General features: G+C 54.5%; 22 protein-coding genes and 1 riboswitch. Of the genes, 6 read left to right on the top strand and 16 right to left on the bottom strand.

What is annotated here, in order from left to right:
* Window positions 1-75: 75 nt before the first annotated feature.
* Both ACT3UM_RS12345 and ACT3UM_RS12340 read left to right on the top strand, forming a co-directional pair.
* Window positions 76-396, top strand: coding sequence for an antibiotic biosynthesis monooxygenase family protein (locus ACT3UM_RS12345; protein ID WP_035584777.1), 321 nt, complete (start codon window positions 76-78; stop codon window positions 394-396).
* Window positions 397-681: 285 nt separating this feature from the next.
* On the top strand, window positions 682-1476 hold the full coding sequence (locus ACT3UM_RS12340) for an SDR family NAD(P)-dependent oxidoreductase (protein ID WP_498899164.1): 795 nt from the start codon (window positions 682-684) through the stop codon (window positions 1474-1476).
* 19 nt (window positions 1477-1495) lie between these two features.
* On the opposite strand, the gene ACT3UM_RS12335 is transcribed toward ACT3UM_RS12340, so the two are convergent.
* The 3 genes from ACT3UM_RS12335 to fabV form a co-directional block, all read right to left on the bottom strand.
* Window positions 1496-2473: a GlxA family transcriptional regulator gene (locus tag ACT3UM_RS12335; RefSeq protein ID WP_172821661.1), complete on the bottom strand. Its 978-nt coding sequence runs from the start codon at window positions 2471-2473 to the stop codon at window positions 1496-1498.
* Between the two features lie 187 nt (window positions 2474-2660).
* Window positions 2661-2876, bottom strand: coding sequence for a hypothetical protein (locus ACT3UM_RS12330; RefSeq protein WP_035584784.1), 216 nt, complete (start codon window positions 2874-2876; stop codon window positions 2661-2663).
* Window positions 2877-2931: 55 nt separating this feature from the next.
* On the bottom strand, window positions 2932-4143 hold the full coding sequence (fabV, locus tag ACT3UM_RS12325) for an enoyl-ACP reductase FabV (protein WP_144810997.1): 1212 nt from the start codon (window positions 4141-4143) through the stop codon (window positions 2932-2934).
* 307 nt (window positions 4144-4450) lie between these two features.
* Here fabV and ACT3UM_RS12320 point away from each other — a divergent pair, with 307 nt between their 5' ends.
* Entirely contained in the window at window positions 4451-4837 is a 387-nt protein-coding gene (locus ACT3UM_RS12320; RefSeq protein ID WP_498899160.1) for a DUF7079 family protein, read from the top strand.
* 6 nt (window positions 4838-4843) lie between these two features.
* Here ACT3UM_RS12320 and ACT3UM_RS12315 read toward each other — a convergent pair whose 3' ends face one another.
* Together ACT3UM_RS12315 and ACT3UM_RS12310 are read right to left on the bottom strand one after the other, a co-directional pair.
* Window positions 4844-5335, bottom strand: coding sequence for a glutathione peroxidase (locus tag ACT3UM_RS12315; protein WP_498899158.1), 492 nt, complete (start codon window positions 5333-5335; stop codon window positions 4844-4846).
* 58 nt (window positions 5336-5393) lie between these two features.
* On the bottom strand, window positions 5394-6011 hold the full coding sequence (locus ACT3UM_RS12310) for a LysE family translocator (protein ID WP_498899156.1): 618 nt from the start codon (window positions 6009-6011) through the stop codon (window positions 5394-5396).
* A gap of 223 nt (window positions 6012-6234) precedes the next feature.
* Between ACT3UM_RS12310 and ACT3UM_RS12305 the strand changes: the two genes are divergently transcribed.
* Entirely contained in the window at window positions 6235-6969 is a 735-nt protein-coding gene (locus tag ACT3UM_RS12305; protein WP_035584796.1) for a YebC/PmpR family DNA-binding transcriptional regulator, read from the top strand.
* Between the two features lie 6 nt (window positions 6970-6975).
* Here ACT3UM_RS12305 and ACT3UM_RS12300 read toward each other — a convergent pair whose 3' ends face one another.
* Window positions 6976-7812 (bottom strand): mechanosensitive ion channel family protein, encoded by an 837-nt coding sequence (locus tag ACT3UM_RS12300; RefSeq protein ID WP_498899153.1) that lies wholly within the window; start codon window positions 7810-7812, stop codon window positions 6976-6978.
* A 39-nt stretch (window positions 7813-7851) separates the two neighbouring features.
* On the bottom strand, window positions 7852-9000 hold the full coding sequence (locus ACT3UM_RS12295; RefSeq protein ID WP_498899151.1) for a hypothetical protein: 1149 nt from the start codon (window positions 8998-9000) through the stop codon (window positions 7852-7854).
* 174 nt (window positions 9001-9174) lie between these two features.
* On the opposite strand from ACT3UM_RS12295, the gene ACT3UM_RS12290 reads away from it, so the two are divergent.
* Window positions 9175-9441 carry a hypothetical protein gene (locus tag ACT3UM_RS12290; RefSeq protein ID WP_035584805.1) on the top strand — a complete coding sequence of 89 codons (267 nt, stop codon included), beginning with the start codon at window positions 9175-9177 and terminating at the stop codon, window positions 9439-9441.
* Window positions 9442-9539: 98 nt separating this feature from the next.
* On the opposite strand, the gene ACT3UM_RS12285 is transcribed toward ACT3UM_RS12290, so the two are convergent.
* The 3 genes from ACT3UM_RS12285 to ACT3UM_RS12275 form a co-directional block, all read right to left on the bottom strand.
* A complete protein-coding gene (locus ACT3UM_RS12285) occupies window positions 9540-10547 on the bottom strand; it encodes a zinc-dependent alcohol dehydrogenase family protein (protein ID WP_498899148.1) in 1008 nt (335 codons plus the stop codon).
* A gap of 42 nt (window positions 10548-10589) precedes the next feature.
* Window positions 10590-12488, bottom strand: coding sequence for an ABC transporter ATP-binding protein (locus ACT3UM_RS12280; RefSeq protein ID WP_498899146.1), 1899 nt, complete (start codon window positions 12486-12488; stop codon window positions 10590-10592).
* A gap of 86 nt (window positions 12489-12574) precedes the next feature.
* Complete coding sequence (locus ACT3UM_RS12275) at window positions 12575-13618, bottom strand: AbrB family transcriptional regulator (protein ID WP_498899144.1); 1044 nt, start codon at window positions 13616-13618, stop codon at window positions 12575-12577.
* Between the two features lie 197 nt (window positions 13619-13815).
* Window positions 13816-13980: riboswitch (FMN riboswitch) on the top strand.
* Window positions 13981-14076: 96 nt separating this feature from the next.
* Here ACT3UM_RS12275 and ACT3UM_RS12270 point away from each other — a divergent pair.
* Window positions 14077-14553, top strand: coding sequence for a 6,7-dimethyl-8-ribityllumazine synthase (locus ACT3UM_RS12270; RefSeq protein ID WP_035584817.1), 477 nt, complete (start codon window positions 14077-14079; stop codon window positions 14551-14553).
* A gap of 125 nt (window positions 14554-14678) precedes the next feature.
* On the opposite strand, the gene ACT3UM_RS12265 is transcribed toward ACT3UM_RS12270, so the two are convergent.
* The 6 genes from ACT3UM_RS12265 to ACT3UM_RS12240 are packed head-to-tail and all read right to left on the bottom strand — an operon-like array spanning window position 14679 to window position 19792.
* Window positions 14679-15398, bottom strand: a complete 720-nt coding sequence (locus tag ACT3UM_RS12265) for a FadR/GntR family transcriptional regulator (protein ID WP_088699142.1) — start codon at window positions 15396-15398, stop codon at window positions 14679-14681.
* Between the two features lie 59 nt (window positions 15399-15457).
* Complete coding sequence (locus ACT3UM_RS12260) at window positions 15458-16210, bottom strand: SDR family NAD(P)-dependent oxidoreductase (protein WP_144811013.1); 753 nt, start codon at window positions 16208-16210, stop codon at window positions 15458-15460.
* A gap of 12 nt (window positions 16211-16222) precedes the next feature.
* Entirely contained in the window at window positions 16223-17074 is an 852-nt protein-coding gene (locus ACT3UM_RS12255; RefSeq protein WP_498899141.1) for a sugar phosphate isomerase/epimerase family protein, read from the bottom strand.
* Window positions 17075-17083: 9 nt separating this feature from the next.
* Window positions 17084-17965, bottom strand: coding sequence for an NAD(P)-dependent oxidoreductase (locus ACT3UM_RS12250; RefSeq protein WP_498899139.1), 882 nt, complete (start codon window positions 17963-17965; stop codon window positions 17084-17086).
* A 7-nt stretch (window positions 17966-17972) separates the two neighbouring features.
* Window positions 17973-19232 (bottom strand): TRAP transporter large permease, encoded by a 1260-nt coding sequence (locus ACT3UM_RS12245; protein WP_498899137.1) that lies wholly within the window; start codon window positions 19230-19232, stop codon window positions 17973-17975.
* The gene (locus ACT3UM_RS12240) at window positions 19229-19792 is read right to left on the bottom strand and encodes a TRAP transporter small permease (protein WP_498899135.1); all 564 of its coding nucleotides are present in this window, start codon (window positions 19790-19792) and stop codon (window positions 19229-19231) included. Before ACT3UM_RS12240 ends, ACT3UM_RS12245 begins: the two co-directional genes overlap by 4 nt.
* Window positions 19793-19803 lie beyond the last annotated feature (11 nt).

Here is a 19803-nt window from a genome sequence, read left to right as displayed (position 1 = left end):
CAGCTGGATCAGGACGGGGCGGGATACAATGGCCCAGGATCGAAAGCTTCAGCAGCAGTAACAGGGAGAAGCGCCATGAAATATATCTTCGAAGTGCATATCCGCGACGGCTACCGTGCCGAGGACTACGCCGACGCCTGGGTCCGCGCCAGCCAACTCATCCAGCAGGCGCCAGGGGCACGCGGCACTGAACTGCATCGTAAGATCGGCGACCCCAACACCCTGATCGCCATCGCCCACTGGGACAGCAAGGCCAGCCGCGACGCCATGGAAGCCCAGCCCAACCCGGAGATAAAGGAGGTCATCCGCCGTGCGGCCCCCTGCTGCGAGATCCGCCTGATCGGCGAATTCGAGGAGCCTGAGTGGGTGGTGATGCCGCCGAATGCCGAGTCATAAGCGGGTGTTGGGCTAGAGATAACATTTAGCGGCGGCGCATTAGGAGCAGCGTAAACCGGAGCATCACTGATGTTGCTAAGCTGCCTGAGCGGCAGGGCACGGTCGCAAGGCCCCTTTTTTACTGGCTCAGTGCTCAGCAAGCGACTGAACACCTGGTCGATTGAAGACCTTCCCCTTGAAGAAGACTAAAAGAGCCGCATACTAATTAGCAAGCTATGCGGTTATTCGCTGAGCTGCGTTGCATAGTGATGAGCACCGACACTCAGGACGAGAGGAGACCAACGTATGCATATTGATCTAAGCGGCAAGCACGCCATTATCACCGGCTCGACGGCAGGCATTGGTTTTGCGATTGCTCAAGGACTCGCCAATGCTGGCGCTAACGTGGTGGTGACAGGACGCACCCAGGCGCGGGTTGAGGAGGCCATCGCGGCGCTTAAAAACGCTACCCCCAATGCCAATGTAGAAGGCGTAGCGGCTGATCTCGGCACCGCTGAAGGCTGCCAAACGCTTATTAAACAGCAGCCCAGCACGGATATCCTGATCAACAACGTCGGCATTTTCGGCCCACAGGACTTTTTTGAAGTCGATGACGCTACCTGGCAGCAATTTTTTGATGTCAACGTGATGAGCGCGGTGAGGCTTTCCCGTCACTACGCTCAGGGCATGCGCGAGCGCGACTGGGGGCGTATTCAGTTTATCTCCAGCGAGTCGGGGATCAACATCCCTAGTGAAATGGTGCATTACGGCATGACCAAATCGGCACTGCTATCAGTTTCCCGCGGGCTGGCCAAGGTACTCAGTGGCACCCAGGTTACCGTGAATGCCATTCTCCCCGGGCCGACACGTTCCGAGGGTGTCCTCAAAATGCTTGGCGACATGGCAGAGAAAGAGGGTATTTCTCAGCAGGAAGTGGAAGCACGCTTCGTGCAGGAGAACCGCCCCTCTTCAATCATTCAGCGCTTGGCGACACCCGAAGAGGTCGCAAACATGAGCGTTTACGCTGCATCGCCCCAGGCCAGTGCCACCACCGGGGCGGCACTGCGCGTGGAAGGCGGCATTGTGGATACGCTAACCTAATCCCTCTAATCTTATCCTTCTAACCCAGGCGCTCTTCCCTCGGTGTCATGCCGAAATGGTGACGGTAGGCGGTAGAAAAGTGGGCGCCTGAGGAAAATCCCGTGGCAAAGGCAATATCGCCTACCGGCCGGTCACTCTCGCGCAGCTGCTTGCGGGCTTCCTGCAAGCGCAAATCGAGATAGTAGCGGCTGGGCACCGCCTGCAGATACTTCTTAAATAGCCGCTCCAACTGACGCCGGGAAATCCCTAGGTGCTCGGCCAGTTCCAGAGTTGAGAGCGGCTCCTCAATATTGGCTTCCATCAGTGTCACGGCATCCACCAGGCTCTGCGGCGCGTGGCCCAGGCGGCTTCGCAGCGGCACGTGCTGGCGCTCGTCCGCCAAGCGAATGCGATCGCAGGCAAACTGCTCCGACACTTGCTCCGCCAAGCGAGCACCGTGATGCTGACCAATCAGCGTGAGCATTAAGTCCATGGCGGCAGTACCGCCCGCGCAGGTCAACCTGTCACGGTCAATTTCAAACAATTGTTGAGAAAGCGTCACCTGCGGATAGGCCTGGGAAAAGGCCTCAAAACGCTGCCAGGGCAGCGTCGCCCGATAACCTTCAAGCAAACCACAGCGCGCCAATACCTCGGTGCCCCCAGCCAAACCACCCAGCGCTACGCCATGGCCCTGGTGCCCCCGCAGCCACTCATTCAGCTTGGCAGGAAGCGTATAGGGCAGCGGCGTCGGTGCACATATGAACAACAGGTCTAGTGGGCCTAGAGCAGTACTTAGCTCATGCTGCGCGATTAGCGAAAGCTGGGCACCACTGCGCACGGGCTCGTCGTTAAGGCTTAACGTGACGGTTTGGTAAAGCATTTGACCACTTAGTTGGTTAGCCATTTGCAGCGGTTCTAGCGCACTGGCGTGGGTCAATAACGAAAACCCCGGCAACAGCAGAAATGCCACACGCCGACGGGTAATGCCTGTGTGAGAGGTTAACGGGTTGGGCAGCATGATAACTGACTGAGCTGCATAAAAAACTGCATGAAACGCTGCATGAAAAACCGCCATCGGCCTAGGGAAGCCACCATCTTACCCAATTGCGTAGCGGATGGCAGCGTTATGACCACTGCAGCAAAAACGTGACGCATGAATGCAATTTGCCGGGCCAAAGCCCGGCAAATTAAAGCCTAGTTAAGCACTAGTTGCCCCGATTAATAATACCTAACACGACGATACTGACCACAATTACGCCGAGAATGATCACCACTAGCGGGAGCAGCTTGTACAACCCATCGGGTCGCTTCTTGGCTTCCGGCTGTAGATGCGGTTTTGAGGTTTCATAATCCTCAGGTATCCGCTCATTAATAATGTGCTGCTTCTCTTCTTCCGGAGTTTTGCTTTCCCTAGTATCCATAAACACCTCCCGCGTTCCGGTCGAATTGGGCGGCGCTACCGCCCCAATGGATGGCTTACAGATTCACGACATCAAACTTAACCTCAGGATTGACGTCGGCATCGTAATCGACATCGTCACGCTCAAAGCCAAACAGCTTCAAGAATTCGTGCTTATAACCAGCATAGTCGGTAATTTCGAATAAGTTTTCCGTCGTCACTTCCGGCCAAAGGTCCTGGCACGCTTGCTGAACATCGTCACGCAATTCCCAGTCATCCAGACGTAGGCGTCCAACTTCGTCGGTGGTGAACTCACCGCGTAGCCCCTCAGCCGAGTAGAGCTGCTCGCCGAATAGACGGTTCAACTGATCGATAGTGCCTTCGTGCAGGCCCTGCTCTTTCATGATGCGGTAGACCATGGCGATGTAAAGCGGCATCACTGGAATGGCTGCGCTGGCCTGGGTGACCACCGATTTGAGCACCGCCACATTGGCACCACCACCGCTCTCTTTCAGTTTGGTATCGATAGCCGCTGCGGCGCGGTCAAGGTCTTCTTTGGCTTTACCCAAAGCGCCATGCCAGTAAATCGGCCAGGTGATTTCGGTACCGATATAGCTAAACGCCACGCTGCGCGCGCCTTTGGCCAGCACACCGGCTTCGTCTAGCGCGCTCATCCACAGTTCCCAATCTTCGCCGCCCATCACGGTGATGGTGTCGTCGATCTCCTGCTGGGTGGCAGGTTCTACTTCCGCTTCGATAATGGCGTCTTTATTGGTATCGATAGCGGTGGCGCGGTAAGTCTCGCCAATTGGCTTAAGGCTTGAGCGTTTCAGTTCGCCGCTATCCGGCAGCTTCCGAACGGGTGATGCCAGCGAGTAGACCACCAGGTCAATCTCGCCCATGTCCTGCTTAATCAACTCAATCGCTTTTTCCCGCGCTTCATGGGAGAACGCATCGCCGTTAATCGACTTGCTATACAGCCCTTCCTGCTTGGCCAATTTATCGAACGCTGCGCTGTTGTACCAACCTGCGGTGCCCGGCTTTTTATCGGTGGCGGGCTTTTCAAAGAACACGCCCAGCGTGTCGGCGCCGTAGCCAAACGCCGCGGTAATACGCGCGGCTAATCCGTAGCCACTTGAAGCCCCAATGACGAGCACTTTTTTTGGGCCAGCCTGCTTATCCAAACCACGAGCACGGGTCGCTTCAATCTGTTCGCGAACATTCTGCTCGCAGCCGATGGGATGAGTAGTGGTACAAATAAAGCCGCGCACTTTGGGTTTAATAATCACATCGAACCTCGTTATCGGATTGATTTTGCTTTTGACATCATAACTAGCAACATCGTTTTGCAATAGCGTTTGCCATAGCAATGTCATGATTCAGTGAGGGTATTCTAGCGGTCTCTGGGCGCCCTGTCCGCTCTTGAGCGATTGTCCATCCTTAAGCGATAGTCTGCCCTTGAGCTAGAAGCGCTTTCGCGTCACGATAGCCGCCTAAGTTATTATGTCGGTACTGATGGCAAGTACTTATGACAAGTACTGATGATAAATACTTAGGCAAGCACTTACGTTAGCAACGACTTCCCATGAGGCGATCATGAATGCACAGCAGCTAGTAGATGAACGCGGCGATTTATGGCTGGCGCTAGCCCCGCTGTGGCTGGATCGTGAACCCAGCGAGCGCGATTACGCGCGCATGGTCGAGGTCGTGGAGCGCTATGATATGTCCCTTAACGAGCTTGAGTGGATGTTTCGCCTGGAAATGGCCCCGGTGATGTCCCGGCACCAGCTCTCGATCGCCAGCGAGTGGCGGCAATTTGATGACTATAAGTTGATGAAACAGTTGGTAAGCCACAACCTGAGGTTGAAAGGCTGGCGGCGCAAAAGCTGGGCGCTGTTTTCAGGGCTAACCACCATGATGGTGCGACACCGCTGGAACGCGCTCATGAGTCGCGTAGCCGTTGCCCGTGGCGAACAGATTTAGATGGCGTTAGGGATAGCTTTGATCTAGCGCTTCTTCTAATGCCAGACGTAGCGGTCGCCCATGATAGCGCGGCCCAAATCGGGCTATCACCTTGCCATCACGACCCACCAGGAACTTGGTAAAATTCCATTTGATCAGTTGTGTGCCTAGGACTCCAGGCGCCTCACGCTTGAGCAGCACAAACAATGGGTGGGCATCACTGCCGTTGACCTTAACCTTCTCCAGCAATGGAAAACTGACGCCGAATTGCTGCTCGCCAAATTGACAAAACGCTTGGGCGCTTTCCGGCGACTGACGGCCAAACTGATTGCACGGGAAACCAAGCACGGTGAAGCCACGATCCCGATAGCGCTGATAGAGCGACTCTAACTCGCTTAACTGCGGGGTAAAACCACACTGGCTGGCGACATTGACCACCAGCAACACCTGACCGCGCAGCACGCGTAGATTGAACGGCAGCCCTTGGTGGGTATAGCAGTCTTGGTCGTAAATTTGCATCACTTCGCCCTACAAAACCCCAAACGGCATGGGTATCACCATGCCACGGCTATGCTTTTTACACCAGTGGTCCAGCTACCACGCGTAACGCCAGTGCGATTAACAACACCCCGGTAATGCGGTTTATCCAGTGGGCACGCTGTTGTAGCCAGGGCAGAATGTGTGAATGAGAAAGCACCACCGCGACCAGCACGTACCACCCCCCGTCAATAATCATCGCCGTTAACACAATGATCGCTTTGGCCAGCCCACTCATTTCGGGGGTAACAAACTGGCTTAGCAGAGCGACAAAAAACAGGATCAGCTTCGGGTTACCTAATGCCACCAGCACGCCTTCTTTAGCGGCCTGGCCCCGGCTAGTCACAATCGCATTAGGTTCTAAAGCACCCGCTTTGCCGGCGCGCAGCGCTTTAACTCCTAGCCACGCCAAATAAGCCGCGCCGCACCAGGTAATCAGTTGGAACAGCAGCGGAAAACCGGCGATTAACGCGCCTAGCCCCCAAACAGTCAATAGCGCATAGAAGCCCACCCCGAAGGCATGGAAGATGGCCGCGGTCACCCCAGTAAAACGCCCGCCGCCTAACGTATGGCGCAGCACCAGTGCCAAACTCGGCCCCGGCGACATAGCCCCCATGGCACAAATCGCGGCGAGTGATAGCCAGAGTGTCAACGGCATGCCTGTTCCTCCTTGAGGGTCGAGATTCACGATGTGGCGTCTGGCGGCCAGTATACGCCAAGCCAAGCAACACTTCGGCAAGCGCCTTAAATAACGCTGTTAGCATGGTACGCTGTTGGGTAAAATTTGCTCTCTCACTTTTTTCTTTGCACTTTTTCTCTTTTTTAAAACAACCGCCCCGCCGCCCAATGCGCGGGGCGTATAGAAAACATAGGACGGCAACATGGGTAGGGCTTTTCAGAACCGTAAGGAATCCATGGCCAAAACGGCCGATGCCAAGACCAAGGTCTACAGCAAATATGGACGCGAGATTTACGTTTGCGCTAAAGCGGGCGGCACTGACCCCAATGGCAATCTGGCGCTGCGCGGTTTAATGGAACGGGCCAAGAAAGACCAGGTACCTTCTCACGTGATCGATAAAGCACTCGACAAAGCCAGTGGTGCCGGTGGCGAAGATTTCTCCGCAGCCCGTTACGAAGGCTTCGGCCCTGGCAATGTGATGGTGATTGTCGACTGCCTTACCGACAACCCCAACCGTACCTTTGGCGATGTGCGCGGCTGCTTTACCAAAACCAAGAGCAAAATCGGCACCCCCGGCAGCGTTAGCCATATGTTCGATCACTGCGCGATTTTTTCCTTCGCCGGAAGCGATGAAGAGGCCGTGCTTGAAGCATTAATGGAAGCCGATGTGGATGTCACCGATATTGAGCAAGAGGGTGAGCGGATCACCGTTTTTGCCCCACATACCGACTACGCCAAAGCCAAACAGGCATTATTAGATGCCTTCGGTGAGATTGACTTTGAGGCAGACGAGATTCAGTTCCTGCCGCAAACCACCACCCCGGTGGAAGGCGATGACGTAGCGATGTTCGAAAAATTCCTAGGCATGCTCAACGAACTGGACGATGTGCAAAACGTCTATCACAGCGGTGAGCTGCCCGAGTCTACAGACGCCTAAGGCCTGTTAGTAAGAAGATTCTGCCGCGTTGCGTGCATCCAGGGCAGCATCCGGTGGCAACATCGCTGACTGTACGCCTGCGGCACTCAGCACTGTTTTACCGCGTACAGTTAGATCGGTAATAAACAGAAACTGCTGGCGCGGATCCACCGGGTAAGCGCGTATGCGGTAGTGGGTGCCCCAGGGTTTCTCTTCGGCCACCACAATAATTGGCTTATCGAACTTCAGATAGGCGCTGGTTAACGCCACATCGCGCAGCGCTTTACGTACCCAGCCTGCTTCGTGCTCGGGGTGAAGGTAAAAACTCGCCACGCACTGCAGGCTGGTACCGCCATTATTAGCGTTGTAAACGGCGTGATCCCACAACTTTAAGTGCGGCACGGCGACTAAATCATCGTCGGGCGTCTGAATATCTACCGTGCGCAAACCGACGTGCTTAACCTCGCCGTAAGTGCCTTCAATATTAACCCAGTCCCCAGGGCGATAAGGCAGTTCAATCGCCGAAACAACACCCGCAATCAAGCTGCTTACGTAGTCCTTCATGGCAAAACCAATGGCTAAGCCAAGTGCTCCCAGCAACGTGGCCATATTACGTAGCGATGGCTCGATAATAATCGGTACGATGATGGCCAGTGCAGTAATCAAAATCAGTAGGCGCGTTAGAGGCACCAAGGCAAAAATGCGGAAACGCACTTGCCCGTGTAACCGAGTGGCCAGCCAGTTAAGCCCCCGCTGGCTGACAATAATCAGCACAATGGTCGATAGCAGCACCACCCCAAGGGTAATCATCGCTTGGCTATCAATATCGTTAAACAATCGTGCGTACTTTTGTTGTTCGTCCATGGGTGCCCTCCGCAGGCCTGTCGCTGTTAGCGCGGCGACTTAAAGGGGATCAACCAGATAATTGCGCGATTCCAATAGCTGGCGAACGCTTGCGTAGCTTAACGGTGTGATCTGCCAACGCCCTTCGCTGCTTGAAACAATCCCTTTGCGCTGCAAAGCTAACCGGGCATTGAGTGCCTCGTGGTGTGAAAACGGCAACACCTGCCCGAGGGAGTGGTCATCCAGACCGCCATGAACCAATAACGCATGCAGCACCAGCGTGGCGATATCCCCGGTATCTGTGGAGAGTTCTGCCTCGGCGAGGGCATCGACCAGCCACAGCGCCTCTTCATCGTCTGCTGTTGGCTCACGCAGCCGCTCGCGCCAGTAGTGCCAAGCAAGACCTATATGACCACGACAGTGAGCAGCTAAGCGCTGTAGCTCTTTGTTAGGGGCTTTGTCGCCATGCTGGGTTGCTGATTCAGTCAATACTGGCTTACCGGTTCGCGTGCTGTAGACCAACGGAGACTGCCCCTCATGGGTCGCAATCTTCGCAAAGTACTGCGACAGCTGTTCGCCCTCCATGGCTTGAAGGGTAAACACCGGCGCGCCCTCGATACCGACCACTTCTTGTAGGTAGGCATACGCCCAGCTGTCACAGCCAATCACACCCTGCCCCAAGCGGCCACTTAAGGCACGCTCAAGAAATTCACGTACGCCCTGAATACCCTGAGTGTGGCGTAAAAAGTAGCGTTCTAATGCGGGAACAGCCCACTCGCGTTGATTGGCACAACGCTCTACCCACTGAGTGTCGCCTTCGGCAAGCTCGCTGAGCGTGGGTGGCGGCAAACAGGCAAAGTGGTGCTGTTCCGCCCACTGACTCACCACAGAAACATGGCCGCTGTGCGGCGGGGTAATAAAAAACGTAACCGGCGCTTGCTGGCCTTTTAGCTGCTGCGCCAAAGCCCTTGCGGCGGGCGCCCAATCGATGGGCGGCACTAAATGCGCTAGCTTAACCTCGGGTAACGCACGCAGTTCATGCTCTTCTTTTACCTGCTGCTCAGCGCTGTTTTTGCCTACCAGCCACGTCGAAGCCGAACGCAACGAGCGTCGCCACTGGCTCGCCTGGGTCTGCTCAGGGGTACGAAATTGGTCTAGCTCAACGACCGCCCACAACGGCGTGTCGGCCGATGATGGTTGCTCCCCCATGACGGTTGTCCTTATGGCTGGCGTTAGGCGCTCACTTTAGCACGGCGCTCCCAGTTGCTAACCTCAAATACGAACTTATGGTCTAAAATAAAGTCTTTACAGACAGTAGTTAGCGCGCTTAACGGACTATTATGTTTTATTGCCAAGCAATGGCGAAAGCTAAAGGAGAAAGCGATGAGTGTTGTCCACGTTAGCGAAGAAGAGCTGCACGCCAAGCTTGAGAAGTGTATTGCCGGTGAGCGGTTACTGATCGAGCATGAAGGCAATCGCTTTAGTGCCCGAATTCAGCACGTCGGGCTGGTCGGCGTAAAGGTGATACCTGAAACCGAGATTAAAAACAGCCATCGCACGCCGGGTGACGTGGAAGGGGTTACGGTTCCCTACGATGAAATACTGGAATTGGAAGTAAAAGGTGTGGTCTACAGCCGCTTGCCGGATTAACCTGCACTTGCACGCCCGGCAAGTGAGCAAGGCGTGCAAGCGGGTTATCTATGGCTCACTTCATTGCAAGTAAACCAGTTGAAAGTAAGCCAACCGATTTAAAACGTCAGGCAAATCTTGCCGAAGTGCTGACCAGATTCCTGATGGCGGAAAGCGTCGGCGATCTCGGTCAGCGGGAATTCACGATCAATGATCGGATGCATATCGAAGGTTTCAAGGGCGCGGATCATCTCGATCTGATGGCGACGGCTACCCACAATCAAGCCTTTTAAGCTGGCCTGTTTAGCCATTAGCTTAGCCGTTGGTACCTCACCTTCACGGCCCGTGAGTATGCCAATCAAGGCGATATGCCCACCAATTTTTACCGCATCGATGGACTGCGGCAACGTGCCAGAACCGCCCACCTCAACAACGTGATCAACGCCTTCGCCATTGGTCAGCTCTTTCACGCGCTTCCCCCAATCAGGCGTCTCTTTGTAATTGATGGTGTGCTCGGCGCCCAACTCGCGCAGCCGCGCCAGCTTTTCATTCGATGATGAGGTGGCGATCACCCGCGCGCCCATCAGGCGGGCAAACTGCAGGGCAAAAATCGATACTCCACCGGTGCCCAGCACCAGCACGCTATCCCCCGCTTTGATACCGCCATCAACAACGAGCGCACGCCAAGCAGTTAAGCCAGCGGTGGTTAACGTAGCGGACTCTGCGTGGCTATAGCCCTTGGGCTGATGAGTAAACCACTCGTACGGGCGCACAACCAGTTCGCGGGCATAGCCATCTACGCCGTCACCCGGCGTAGTGCGAAAATCACCCACTCTGGCCGGGCCTTCGAGCCAATGCGGGAAGAAAGTTGAGACCACGTGGTCGCCAACGGCGAATTCGCTGACACTTTCACCGATCGCTTCAACCACGCCCGCGCCATCAGACATGGGAATACGCTGGTCTTCCGTCGGGATCATCCCGGCGACCACGGCGTAGTCGTGGAAATTCAGCGAGCTGGCGTGCAGGCGTACTTTAATTTCACCAGGACCAGGCTCTCCTGGGGCCGCTAGCTCAACGACCTCTAGCTTGTCTAAACCGCCGGGCTCTCGTAGCTGAATGGCTTGCATCACTACCTCCTATTGAACGCATGTCGTTAAAAAACGACTGGTCTATTTTGAGATGAGGGCACTCTCTTCCAGATCAAGGTCGTGACCTAAAAAACCACCCGACTGTCGCTGCCAAAGGCTGGCATAGATCCCCCCTTTCGCCAGTAACTCCTGATGCGAACCGGTTTCGACGATGCGCCCTTCGTCCACCACGATCAGCCGATCGAGCATAGCAATGGTCGAAAGGCGATGGGCAATGGCGATAACCGTTTTGCCTTCCATCAGCGTATCTAGCTGCTCTTGAATGGCGGCTTCTACTTCTGAGTCCAGCGCCGAGGTCGCCTCATCCAGCACCAGAATCGGGGCATTTTTGAGCAGCACACGGGCAATCGCAATCCGCTGGCGCTGACCGCCGGAAAGTTTAACGCCGCGCTCACCTACATGAGCATCCAACCCGCGGCGCCCTTTCGGGTCGACCAGGTCATTGATAAAGGTATCTGCATGGGCGCGGCACACCGCGTTCCAAACATCTTCATCACTGGCGTGGGGGCTGCCGTAACGGATATTATCGCGCAGCGAGCGGTGCAGCAGCGAGGTGTCCTGGGTGACCATGCCAATCTGGTGGCGCAAGGAGGTCTGGGTTACCTCGGCAATGTTTTGCCCATCAATCAAAATCCGCCCACCCTGCACGTCGTAAAAACGCAGCAGCAAATTGGCGAGGGTCGATTTACCCGCCCCTGAACGCCCAATCAAACCGATTTTTTCGCCGGGGGCGATAGTAAGATCTAAGCCATCAAACACGGTTTTGTTTTCGCCTTTAGCCTGTGCATAGCCAAACCGCATGGCGTCAAACCGGATCTCTCCTTCGGGGACGTTCAGCGGCTCTGCAGCCGGGGCATCGCGCACCGTTGGCTCCTGGGCAATGGTATTCATGCCATCCTGTACGGTGCCAATATTCTCAAACAGCCCGGCGACTTCCCATAAGATCCAGTCGGACATAAAGCGGATACGCATAACCAGCGCAATGGCGATCGTCAGCACGCCCAGGGAAATCGCTTCCATGTACCAGGCGCTGATGGCCATAGCCGCTGTACCCACTAACAGCGCAGTGTTCAGCAGCGTCAAACCCACACTCATGATAGTCACCAGCCGCATTTGGCGGTGAACAGTCACCATAAAGCCTTCCATAGCGTCGCGAGCATAGCGCTGCTCACGCTCGGTATCGGCAAACAGCTTGATGGTCTGAATATTGCTGTAGCTATCTACCACGCGACCGGTCATTTGTGCTCGAGCGTCCGCTTGGGCCATGGAGACATCGCGCAGGCGCGGCACGAAGAAGCGCATAATCGCGAGATAGCCTACTAACCACAGCCCAAGCGGTATCAGCAGTAACAGATCCGCTCGGCCCAGCAAGAAAGCCGCACCGGTGAAATAGACAATGGCGTAGACCAGCAGCCCCATCACCTTGGTCACAGTTTCGCGGATCGCCAGTGCGGTTTGCATGACCTTTTGCGACACCCGCCCGGCAAACTCATCCTGATAAAACGCCAGGCTCTGGCTCAGCATATGGCGGTGGGACAGCCAGCGGCCAATCATCGGGTAGTTACCGAAAATGCTTTGATGGGTGACCAGCGACTGCAACAGCACCAACAGCGGCAAACCGATCAGCAGCAATAGCCCCAGACCTGTTAGCCACAGCCCGTTTTCAGCCCAAAAGCCTGCCCGCTCAACGTTGCCCAGCCAATCCACTAGTTGGCCCATGTAGCTGAAGAAGACCACTTCCGCCGCCGACACCAACGCGGTGAACAGCGTCATAAGCAGCAATAGCGGCAGCATCGGCCGTGAGAAGTGCACAATAAAGGGCATTAAGCCTTTGGGCGGCGTTTCCACCCTACCTTCTGGATAGGGGTTAACCCGCGTTTCAAAGTAACGAAATAACGGCTGTAAAACACGCGATAGCATGAGGGTTCCTTACGTTACTGGCGTTGGTATTGACGGTCTTTAATTTGTTATACGTGAGTGTGTAGGGTGTAGATGTCGTTAAAATGTTATGGAGAATTGGAGTGACGCAGCAGCCAACGCGCCCAGAACGGTGCAATAATCATCAGCGTCACCATACGCAACAGGTGATGAAAAGCGACAAATACCGGATCAATGTTTAACGCCACGGCCAAAATTGCCATCTCGCCAATGCCGCCCGGTGCCAGCGCCAGCAGCGCTACATCGCGCCCTACCCCGAGCAGTTGGTGAATCAGCTCGGCAAATAGCGCCAGCACCAGCAGTGCTAACAGTGTCGCCACGCCAGACTGCCATAAATAACGCCCAAAGAGCTGTCGCGTCATGCCCTGAAAACGCGAACCAATGGCACTGCCCAGTACCCACAGCATCAGGTTCATGCCCCATTCCGGCAGAGCGAGACTGGCAATATCAACACCGGATAATAGGGCAGCGGCTAGCAGCGGTGCCAGCAGTGCTGGGCTGGGCATTCGCAGCCAGCGGCCGAGTGGCAATAACAGCGGGATCAACAGCAGCATCCAGGCATGTTCCAAACCACTGTGAACAGGGCCAATACCTTCGCCGCCGCCCTCATAGGCCCAAAATAGCGGCGGTAAAAAAAGAATCACTAAAATGATGCGCAGCGACTGCGCCACCGCAATGCGTTGGGGGTCGCCACCGCACTTTTCACCTAGCAGGATCATCGCCGTCATGGCACCAGGCGAGGCACCGAACCAGGCGCTAACCGGGTCAAACCCGCAGCGCCGATACCAGGCAGCGGCCACGGCGGTGGAAGCGGCCACCCCCAGCAATAGTAGCGCGGCGGAAACGGGCCAATCCAGTACACGGTGCGCCAACTGCGGCGTAACCTGGCTACCCAACACCAGGCCCATTACCGCTAAAAACACATTACGCAGCGGCTCGGGCACCGAGACCTTCACGCCTTGTGAAGAGGCCAGCAGGTTGGCAATCAGCGGGCCCAGCATCCAGGCAAGGGGCAAACCGGTGAGTTGAAACAGCGTACCGCCCACGGCGCCTATACCCAGCGAAATCGCAAGCGACTTTGCACTCTCTGCACTGAAACGGTAGCCCTTCAAACGGTCCTCCAATGGTCAACCTTGGCTAAGCGCCAGGGTACTTATCCTGCTAAGCGTCATGGCCAGTTTATCACTATTAACTGTCGTTCTGGGGTGACGTCACGCCTTTCCAAGCGCGGGGTGCTAATTAAAAATATTTGTCTCGCCGTCTGTATCTACTATCCAGCCAGCGTATAATGCCTTCCGCCATTAATGGCGAACTTTCTCAGGGCGGGGTGCAAGTCCCCACCGGTGGTGATGCCGCAGTCGATGCGGACAAGCCCACGAGCGCTCAACCGACGGGTATAACTTGACGGTTGAGGACAGCAGATTCGGTGAGATTCCGGAGCCGACGGTCATAGTCCGGATAAAAGAGAAGGTTTCCTAGTGATATTACCCGTAGCGTTCCAACGCATACGGGTGCTGTGCTATTGGATGCCTCATGCCCTGGTTCTGGTAAACAATCCCATAGGATGACCATGAATCAGACCCAACACTCCTCATCAGTTCGCGTTGCCTTTATCGAAGCGTCTTGGCATCACGATATAGTCACTCAAGCCCGAGAGGCATTTATTGCTCAACTTGCCAGCGAGCATGGCTTTTCCGCTGACCAAGTAGAGATATTCCAAGTTGCAGGGGCTTACGAAATCCCGCTTCAGGCTAAACTACTCGCCAAAACCGGCCGTTACAGCGCCATTGTGGGGGCAGGCTTTGTCATTGATGGCGGCATCTATCGGCACGAATTCGTTGCTCAAGCGGTCATTGAAGGCATGATGCAAGCGCAACTGGAAACCGAAATCCCCATTCTTTCGGTTGTGCTGACACCTCATCATTTTCATGAACACAGCACGCACCATGATTTTTTCCATGGCCATTTCCGCGCCAAAGGCAAAGAAGCCGCCGAAGCGTTGGTCATGACCCTGGAAAATCATAAAAAGATTCAAGGGCTACGGTAGGTCACTGCCTAACCTCTGGATACGCTTAGGTAGCGGGCAGTTTAAATGATTGCTCGCTACCTAGTTCAATCAAGAAGTTTTTGAAGCCTGCATCGCCACTTAGGATTCTTGCCGAACAGCAGCACTTACTCGGCAAACATGCCTGCCCCCTCGGCTTTCGGAAAGCTACGCATCGTCTGCTGATTCCACGTCTCAAAGTGATCGTGCATTGCTTGACGCGCGAGCTCCCTGTCACGGGTTTTGACGGCAGCGACAATCGCAATATGCGTCTCGTTGGTTTTCTTGTGTGCTTCTTTAGATTGCCGTGCCAAAATCCTGCGCTGATGAAGCACTTTTTTCAGTACCGATGATAACCCTTGGAAAATAATCAATACGGCAGGATTTTTGGCCATAATGGCCAACAGCTCATGGAATTCATAATCCGCCTGAATGCCTTCAAGAACATCGGATGACGTCACGATTTTTTCGCAGAGTAACTCAAGCCTTTTCAGCTCATGGGGCTGATGGTTAACCGCGGCAGCCTGCACGATCTCTTTTTCAAACATCTCGCGTGCCGTTTCAAGATGATCGACGGAGATGTAGTTGAGCTTAAGCGCCAGCTCAAAATAGAGCTGGATAAAAACAGGCTCGGGCATTTTAAGAAAAGTACCACTCCCCTGCTTGCGTTCGATGAAACCAAGACTTTGCAATAAAGAAAGGACGTTCCTAACCGACGAACGATGCATATCAAAATGCTCACACAGCGCTCTTTCGGCCGGAAGCTTTAACCGGCCATCTTTAGACAGTTCGGAGACCGACACAAACTCCTTAAGTCTATCCAAAAGATTCGGATCGATCTGACTCATAACATCATCCAAGCGCCACCCCTATACCGTATCGTAAGTATAGGGGCAGCTTAGCATAATCAATGAATGTGCATACCGCCGTTAACATCCAGGGTGGCCCCTGTAATGTAGCTGGAAAGGTCACTCGCCAAGAACAGGAAGGCCTTGGCTACATCTTCAGGAGTGCCCATTCGTGCCAGCGGGATGCCCTCTAAAATCTTGGCTTTCATCTGGTCGTCTAGCTTGCCAGCAGTAATATCGGTAGCAATTAATCCCGGCGTGACGGAGTTAATACGAATACCAAAAGCACCAAGCTCGCGTGCCATAGCCTTGCCCAGCCCTAACATGCCTGCCTTGGCAGCACTGTAGTGCGGGCCCCCAAAGATACCGCCACCCCGCTGCGCAGAAACCGAAGAGGTATTAATAATTGAGCCTGACTTCGCCGTTTTCATATGTGGCACGACAGCCTGAGACATATAGAGCATGCCCCGGAGGTTAACGTCCAGAATGCGATCATAGTCTTCGGGTAAGATCTCTTCGAACTTCACCGGCTGAGTAATACCAGCGTTATTGATGAGCACATCAATGCGGCCAAATTTATCCGTGACTGCCTTCGCTAAATTGAAGCAATCATCACGGTTCGCTACGTTTCCAACCACTACTAGCGAGCGCTCAGGGTCAAACTCGCTGCGCACCTGATCGCAAGCCTGCTGATTGATATCGGAAATGACGATTGAAGCTCCGTGTTCATAGAAGAGCTTCGCGGTTCTCAAGCCAATGCCTTTCTCACCTGCGGCGCCTGTGACGATACAAACCTTGTCTTTAAGTAGCATAACGTTCTCCTTTTATTGATTTGTCGTAAATTGTTTGTCAAGAGACTCCAGCTCCATAAGAGAGCGGGAAATACGCCACTCGATGACATCGAGTGGCAGTGGTTGCTCATCGCGCCAAGGTTGAGCATTGGCATCGCGATGAAGGCGGAATGGAAGCTCGAGTGAAAACGGCTTATTCTGGCGAAGAAGCTCCGCCGCTAGCGCAGTGTCATTCACATCCCCTGCTCCCAATGGAACGAAATCGATACCATCCTCGCGGCGCACACAGGGTTTAAGATGAAAATGGTCGGCAATATCCATTGCCGCACGTGCATCTTCAAGCGGTTCTCGAGCTGGGCAGTGGGCTAACAGATTGCCGATATCGTAATTAATACCGAAGGCCTGAGCGTCCAGCTGTTTAAGCAAGCCCGGCGCGTCACTGGCATGGTCGAGTAAGTTGGGAACGCCGTTGCCGGGATTCTCCAGCAGAATGCGCACACCGTAGTTGTGAGCAATCGCAGCCAGGGTATCGGCCTGGGCAAAGAAGTTGTCTGCGCTCTCGCGCGTGGCAGCGTTAGTAATTACACAGGAGGCCCCTAAAGACGCAGCAAAACGGCAGCGTGCTTCAAGCCTGGCGGCTGCGTTCTCAATGCCCAAATCAATATGGCCGGAAAAATAGCGGCACTGCTGGCCATGGCGTTGCATTTCACTTTTTAGCTCAGCGGCGAAAGCAGCAGTAAAATCGCTGTCGGTGAAGGCCTCTACATAGCCATCGATAAAAGCAAACTCCACATTCCTTATGCCACACCGCGCTAGCGATGGCAGAATCACATCGAAATCATAGCCGTCGTAAGCCGCGGTACTGAAAGATATAAAACTGGGCATTGTGTCCCCTTAGGCCGTTCCATTAAGCAGTCGGTAAGTGCGAATCAGCTGGCTGTCATCTAACTTGCCCTCTCCTCGCTCAGCGCTGGAAACAAATAGCTGACGCGCGGTTTCTGCCAGTGGCGTAAATGCCTTGGAGGTCTTGGCTGAGTCGCAGACAATGCCCATGTCTTTGCAGAAAATATCGATCACACTGGTAATATCACTGGGCTCAGCGATCATCCGTGGGCCACGATCCTTCAGCATCCAGCTGGAAGCTGATGATCCCTGTAACAGCGTTAGTATTGTTGAGGCATCAATACCGCTCTTCTCTGCCAGTGCCAACGCTTCTGCAGCGGCGGCAATGTGCACGCCGCATAGCAGTTGATTGACCGCCTTCATCGCCGCGCCTTGCCCCGGCCGTTCCCCAGCTTCAAATACAACTTTGCTCAACACTTCAAACGCTTGACGGCATTTCGACAAAGCGTCTTGGGTGCCCGCTGCCATAATCGTGAGTTCACCCGCCTCGGCACCTACCACTCCGCCTGACACCGGGGCATCGATGAAGTGCAGGTCAGGCCTCATCGCCGCGACTTCTTGTGAGATAGCCGCCGCATCGTCCGGGGCAATGGTCGACATTTGGACAACACAAGCACCTTGCTTAAGCGACTCAATAGTGTTGGTACCAAACAGTACAGAACGCACCTGATCTGCATTGACCACCATGATAAAAAGTGCTTCGCAACGGGTCAGTCCGCGCTGTTTTTGCTCGGAAGACATCACCTGGTCGTTGAAAGCCGTTTCCGTTGACTCAACGGCATCCATACCTAGCACCTGGAAACCACCTTCTTTCAACCGGGTTGCCATAGGCCACCCCATGGCGCCCAGCCCTGCAAATGCAATAGTTTGCATAACCACCTCAATAAATAATCAGCGCTGGCACGTAGGACACCAGCAGCAACACGACAATGGCCACCAAATAGAAAGGCCCCAGCTCCTTAACCACGGCACCAATACGTTCACGGGCAATAGCAGAAGAGACAAACAGAGTGGTGCCTATGGGGGGAGTGAACAGACCAATGCTGAGGTTCACGCACATGATGATGCCAAGCTGCACCAGATCTAGCCCAATCGCGTTGGCAATGGAGACCAGCGTTGGCCCTAACAGCAAGATGGCAGCGGGCAAATCGAGGAACATGCCGATAAAGAGCATCAGCAAGTTGATCGCCAAAATGATCAAGATAGGGTGTTTTAGATACTCGACAGCCCATTGAGCGACGGCCTGCGGGACACCGCCAGACGTCAGGATGTAAGCAATAATGTTGGCTGCCGCGATAATGAGCATCACAATGCCCGTGGTGATCACGGTGTTTGTCAGCGCGCTCATGACGCGCTCAGCCGTCAGGTCACGGTAGATAACACTGCTGACTACCAAGGCATAGGCAACGGCGATGACGCTCACCTCTGTGGGTGTGGCAATCCCCGCACGTAGTAACACAACGATAAATACCGGCATCAGCAACGCGGGGAGCGCTGAGAACAGCGTGTTTCTTATTTCAGCGCCCGTATACTTGAGGGTAAGACGTGGGAACCCGCGTCGTCTGCCAATGATATTGCAGGCCAGCATCATGCCACCCGCAAGCATTAACGCTGGAATTACAGCGGCAATGAACAGTGATGCGATGGAGGTGTTCGAGACAGTAGCAAACAGGATGAGTGGGATAGAAGGCGGCATCAGGCCAGCAATCACAGAAGAGGCTGAGGTAACAGCAGCACCGAAAGCGCCAGGATACCCCTCTCTCTTTTGCCAAGGGATAAGCATGGAACCCAGTGCGGACGCCTCTGCTACCGAAGACCCTGAGACTCCACCGAAGACAGTTGAACCCACCACGGTGACCTGACCAAGCCCGCCGTGATATTTACCCACCAACATGGAGGCTAAACCCACTAGCTTCTGTCCTAGCTTGCCGGACATCATCAGCCCACCAGAGAGTATAAAAAAGGGGATCGCCAGCAGAGGGAAGCTTTGCGTCGGTTGAAAGATCTTCATGACTGCCATACTGGATGGCATAGGGCCAAAAACGGATAGTGCCGCCCATCCGCTTATCACCAGCGAGTAACCAACCGGCATCGCCATTAACAGCAACAAGACAAAGCCAATGAGCATCTGGGCCGTCATATCCCTTCCTCCCCGTGAGAAACTTGAGGTTCAGAGGATTGATCTCCCCCGGTGAGCACCATTGCGATGTTGATGAACGAAATAACAGCTAACCCCATAAAACCAACGACGACTGACCAATAAGCCCAGGACATACCAATCCGGGTTATCGGCAATCGCTGGGAGCCTGCAATTTCAACGACATCCAACCCGTTAACGGCCATGAAGCTAAAAGCGATCATTGCTATTAGGTTGACGGCCAATACCACTAACTTCTTCGGTAGTCTTGGCAGCTTTTCGACGACCAGCTCGACGCCGATATGCTCGTTCCTTGCCGCAGCGGCGACGATGGCGCACATGGTTAACCAGGGAAAAACCAAGTTGGGCACTTCCGCTACCCAGCCCAAGTTAGTAGAGAAAAGGTACCGAACCCCCACACCCAGTAATAGCGACACGAAGATAGCCACAACAGCGACGATGGATACCCATTTGAAGGTGTGATAAATCACACGCTTTGAGCTCGCTAACAGTGAAGTGGGCCCGCCCACTCCACTGTCGCGGCTCTCTATTGAGAGCGTCATGAAAAGCCCCT

It is taken from the genome of Halomonas sp. AOP13-D3-9 (assembly GCF_052379125.1).
GTDB lineage: Bacteria > Pseudomonadota > Gammaproteobacteria > Pseudomonadales > Halomonadaceae > Vreelandella.
This window is presented reverse-complemented; position numbering and strand designations above follow the sequence as displayed.

Excerpts from the sequence above, each read along its gene's own strand:
- ACT3UM_RS12345 (WP_035584777.1), top strand. The coding sequence starts at position 76 with ATGAAATATATCTTCGAAGTGCATATCCGCGACGGCTACCGTGCCGAG.
- ACT3UM_RS12340 (WP_498899164.1), top strand. The coding sequence starts at position 682 with ATGCATATTGATCTAAGCGGCAAGCACGCCATTATCACCGGCTCGACG.
- ACT3UM_RS12335 (WP_172821661.1), bottom strand. The coding sequence starts at position 2,473 with ATGCTGCCCAACCCGTTAACCTCTCACACAGGCATTACCCGTCGGCGT.
- ACT3UM_RS12330 (WP_035584784.1), bottom strand. The coding sequence starts at position 2,876 with ATGGATACTAGGGAAAGCAAAACTCCGGAAGAAGAGAAGCAGCACATT.
- ACT3UM_RS12320 (WP_498899160.1), top strand. The coding sequence starts at position 4,451 with ATGAATGCACAGCAGCTAGTAGATGAACGCGGCGATTTATGGCTGGCG.
- ACT3UM_RS12315 (WP_498899158.1), bottom strand. The coding sequence starts at position 5,335 with ATGCAAATTTACGACCAAGACTGCTATACCCACCAAGGGCTGCCGTTC.
- ACT3UM_RS12310 (WP_498899156.1), bottom strand. The coding sequence starts at position 6,011 with ATGCCGTTGACACTCTGGCTATCACTCGCCGCGATTTGTGCCATGGGG.
- ACT3UM_RS12305 (WP_035584796.1), top strand. The coding sequence starts at position 6,235 with ATGGGTAGGGCTTTTCAGAACCGTAAGGAATCCATGGCCAAAACGGCC.
- ACT3UM_RS12300 (WP_498899153.1), bottom strand. The coding sequence starts at position 7,812 with ATGGACGAACAACAAAAGTACGCACGATTGTTTAACGATATTGATAGC.
- ACT3UM_RS12295 (WP_498899151.1), bottom strand. The coding sequence starts at position 9,000 with ATGGGGGAGCAACCATCATCGGCCGACACGCCGTTGTGGGCGGTCGTT.
- ACT3UM_RS12290 (WP_035584805.1), top strand. The coding sequence starts at position 9,175 with ATGAGTGTTGTCCACGTTAGCGAAGAAGAGCTGCACGCCAAGCTTGAG.
- ACT3UM_RS12285 (WP_498899148.1), bottom strand. The coding sequence starts at position 10,547 with ATGCAAGCCATTCAGCTACGAGAGCCCGGCGGTTTAGACAAGCTAGAG.
- ACT3UM_RS12280 (WP_498899146.1), bottom strand. The coding sequence starts at position 12,488 with ATGCTATCGCGTGTTTTACAGCCGTTATTTCGTTACTTTGAAACGCGG.
- ACT3UM_RS12270 (WP_035584817.1), top strand. The coding sequence starts at position 14,077 with ATGAATCAGACCCAACACTCCTCATCAGTTCGCGTTGCCTTTATCGAA.
- ACT3UM_RS12265 (WP_088699142.1), bottom strand. The coding sequence starts at position 15,398 with ATGAGTCAGATCGATCCGAATCTTTTGGATAGACTTAAGGAGTTTGTG.
- ACT3UM_RS12260 (WP_144811013.1), bottom strand. The coding sequence starts at position 16,210 with ATGCTACTTAAAGACAAGGTTTGTATCGTCACAGGCGCCGCAGGTGAG.
- ACT3UM_RS12255 (WP_498899141.1), bottom strand. The coding sequence starts at position 17,074 with ATGCCCAGTTTTATATCTTTCAGTACCGCGGCTTACGACGGCTATGAT.
- ACT3UM_RS12250 (WP_498899139.1), bottom strand. The coding sequence starts at position 17,965 with ATGCAAACTATTGCATTTGCAGGGCTGGGCGCCATGGGGTGGCCTATG.
- ACT3UM_RS12245 (WP_498899137.1), bottom strand. The coding sequence starts at position 19,232 with ATGACGGCCCAGATGCTCATTGGCTTTGTCTTGTTGCTGTTAATGGCG.
- ACT3UM_RS12240 (WP_498899135.1), bottom strand. The coding sequence starts at position 19,792 with ATGACGCTCTCAATAGAGAGCCGCGACAGTGGAGTGGGCGGGCCCACT.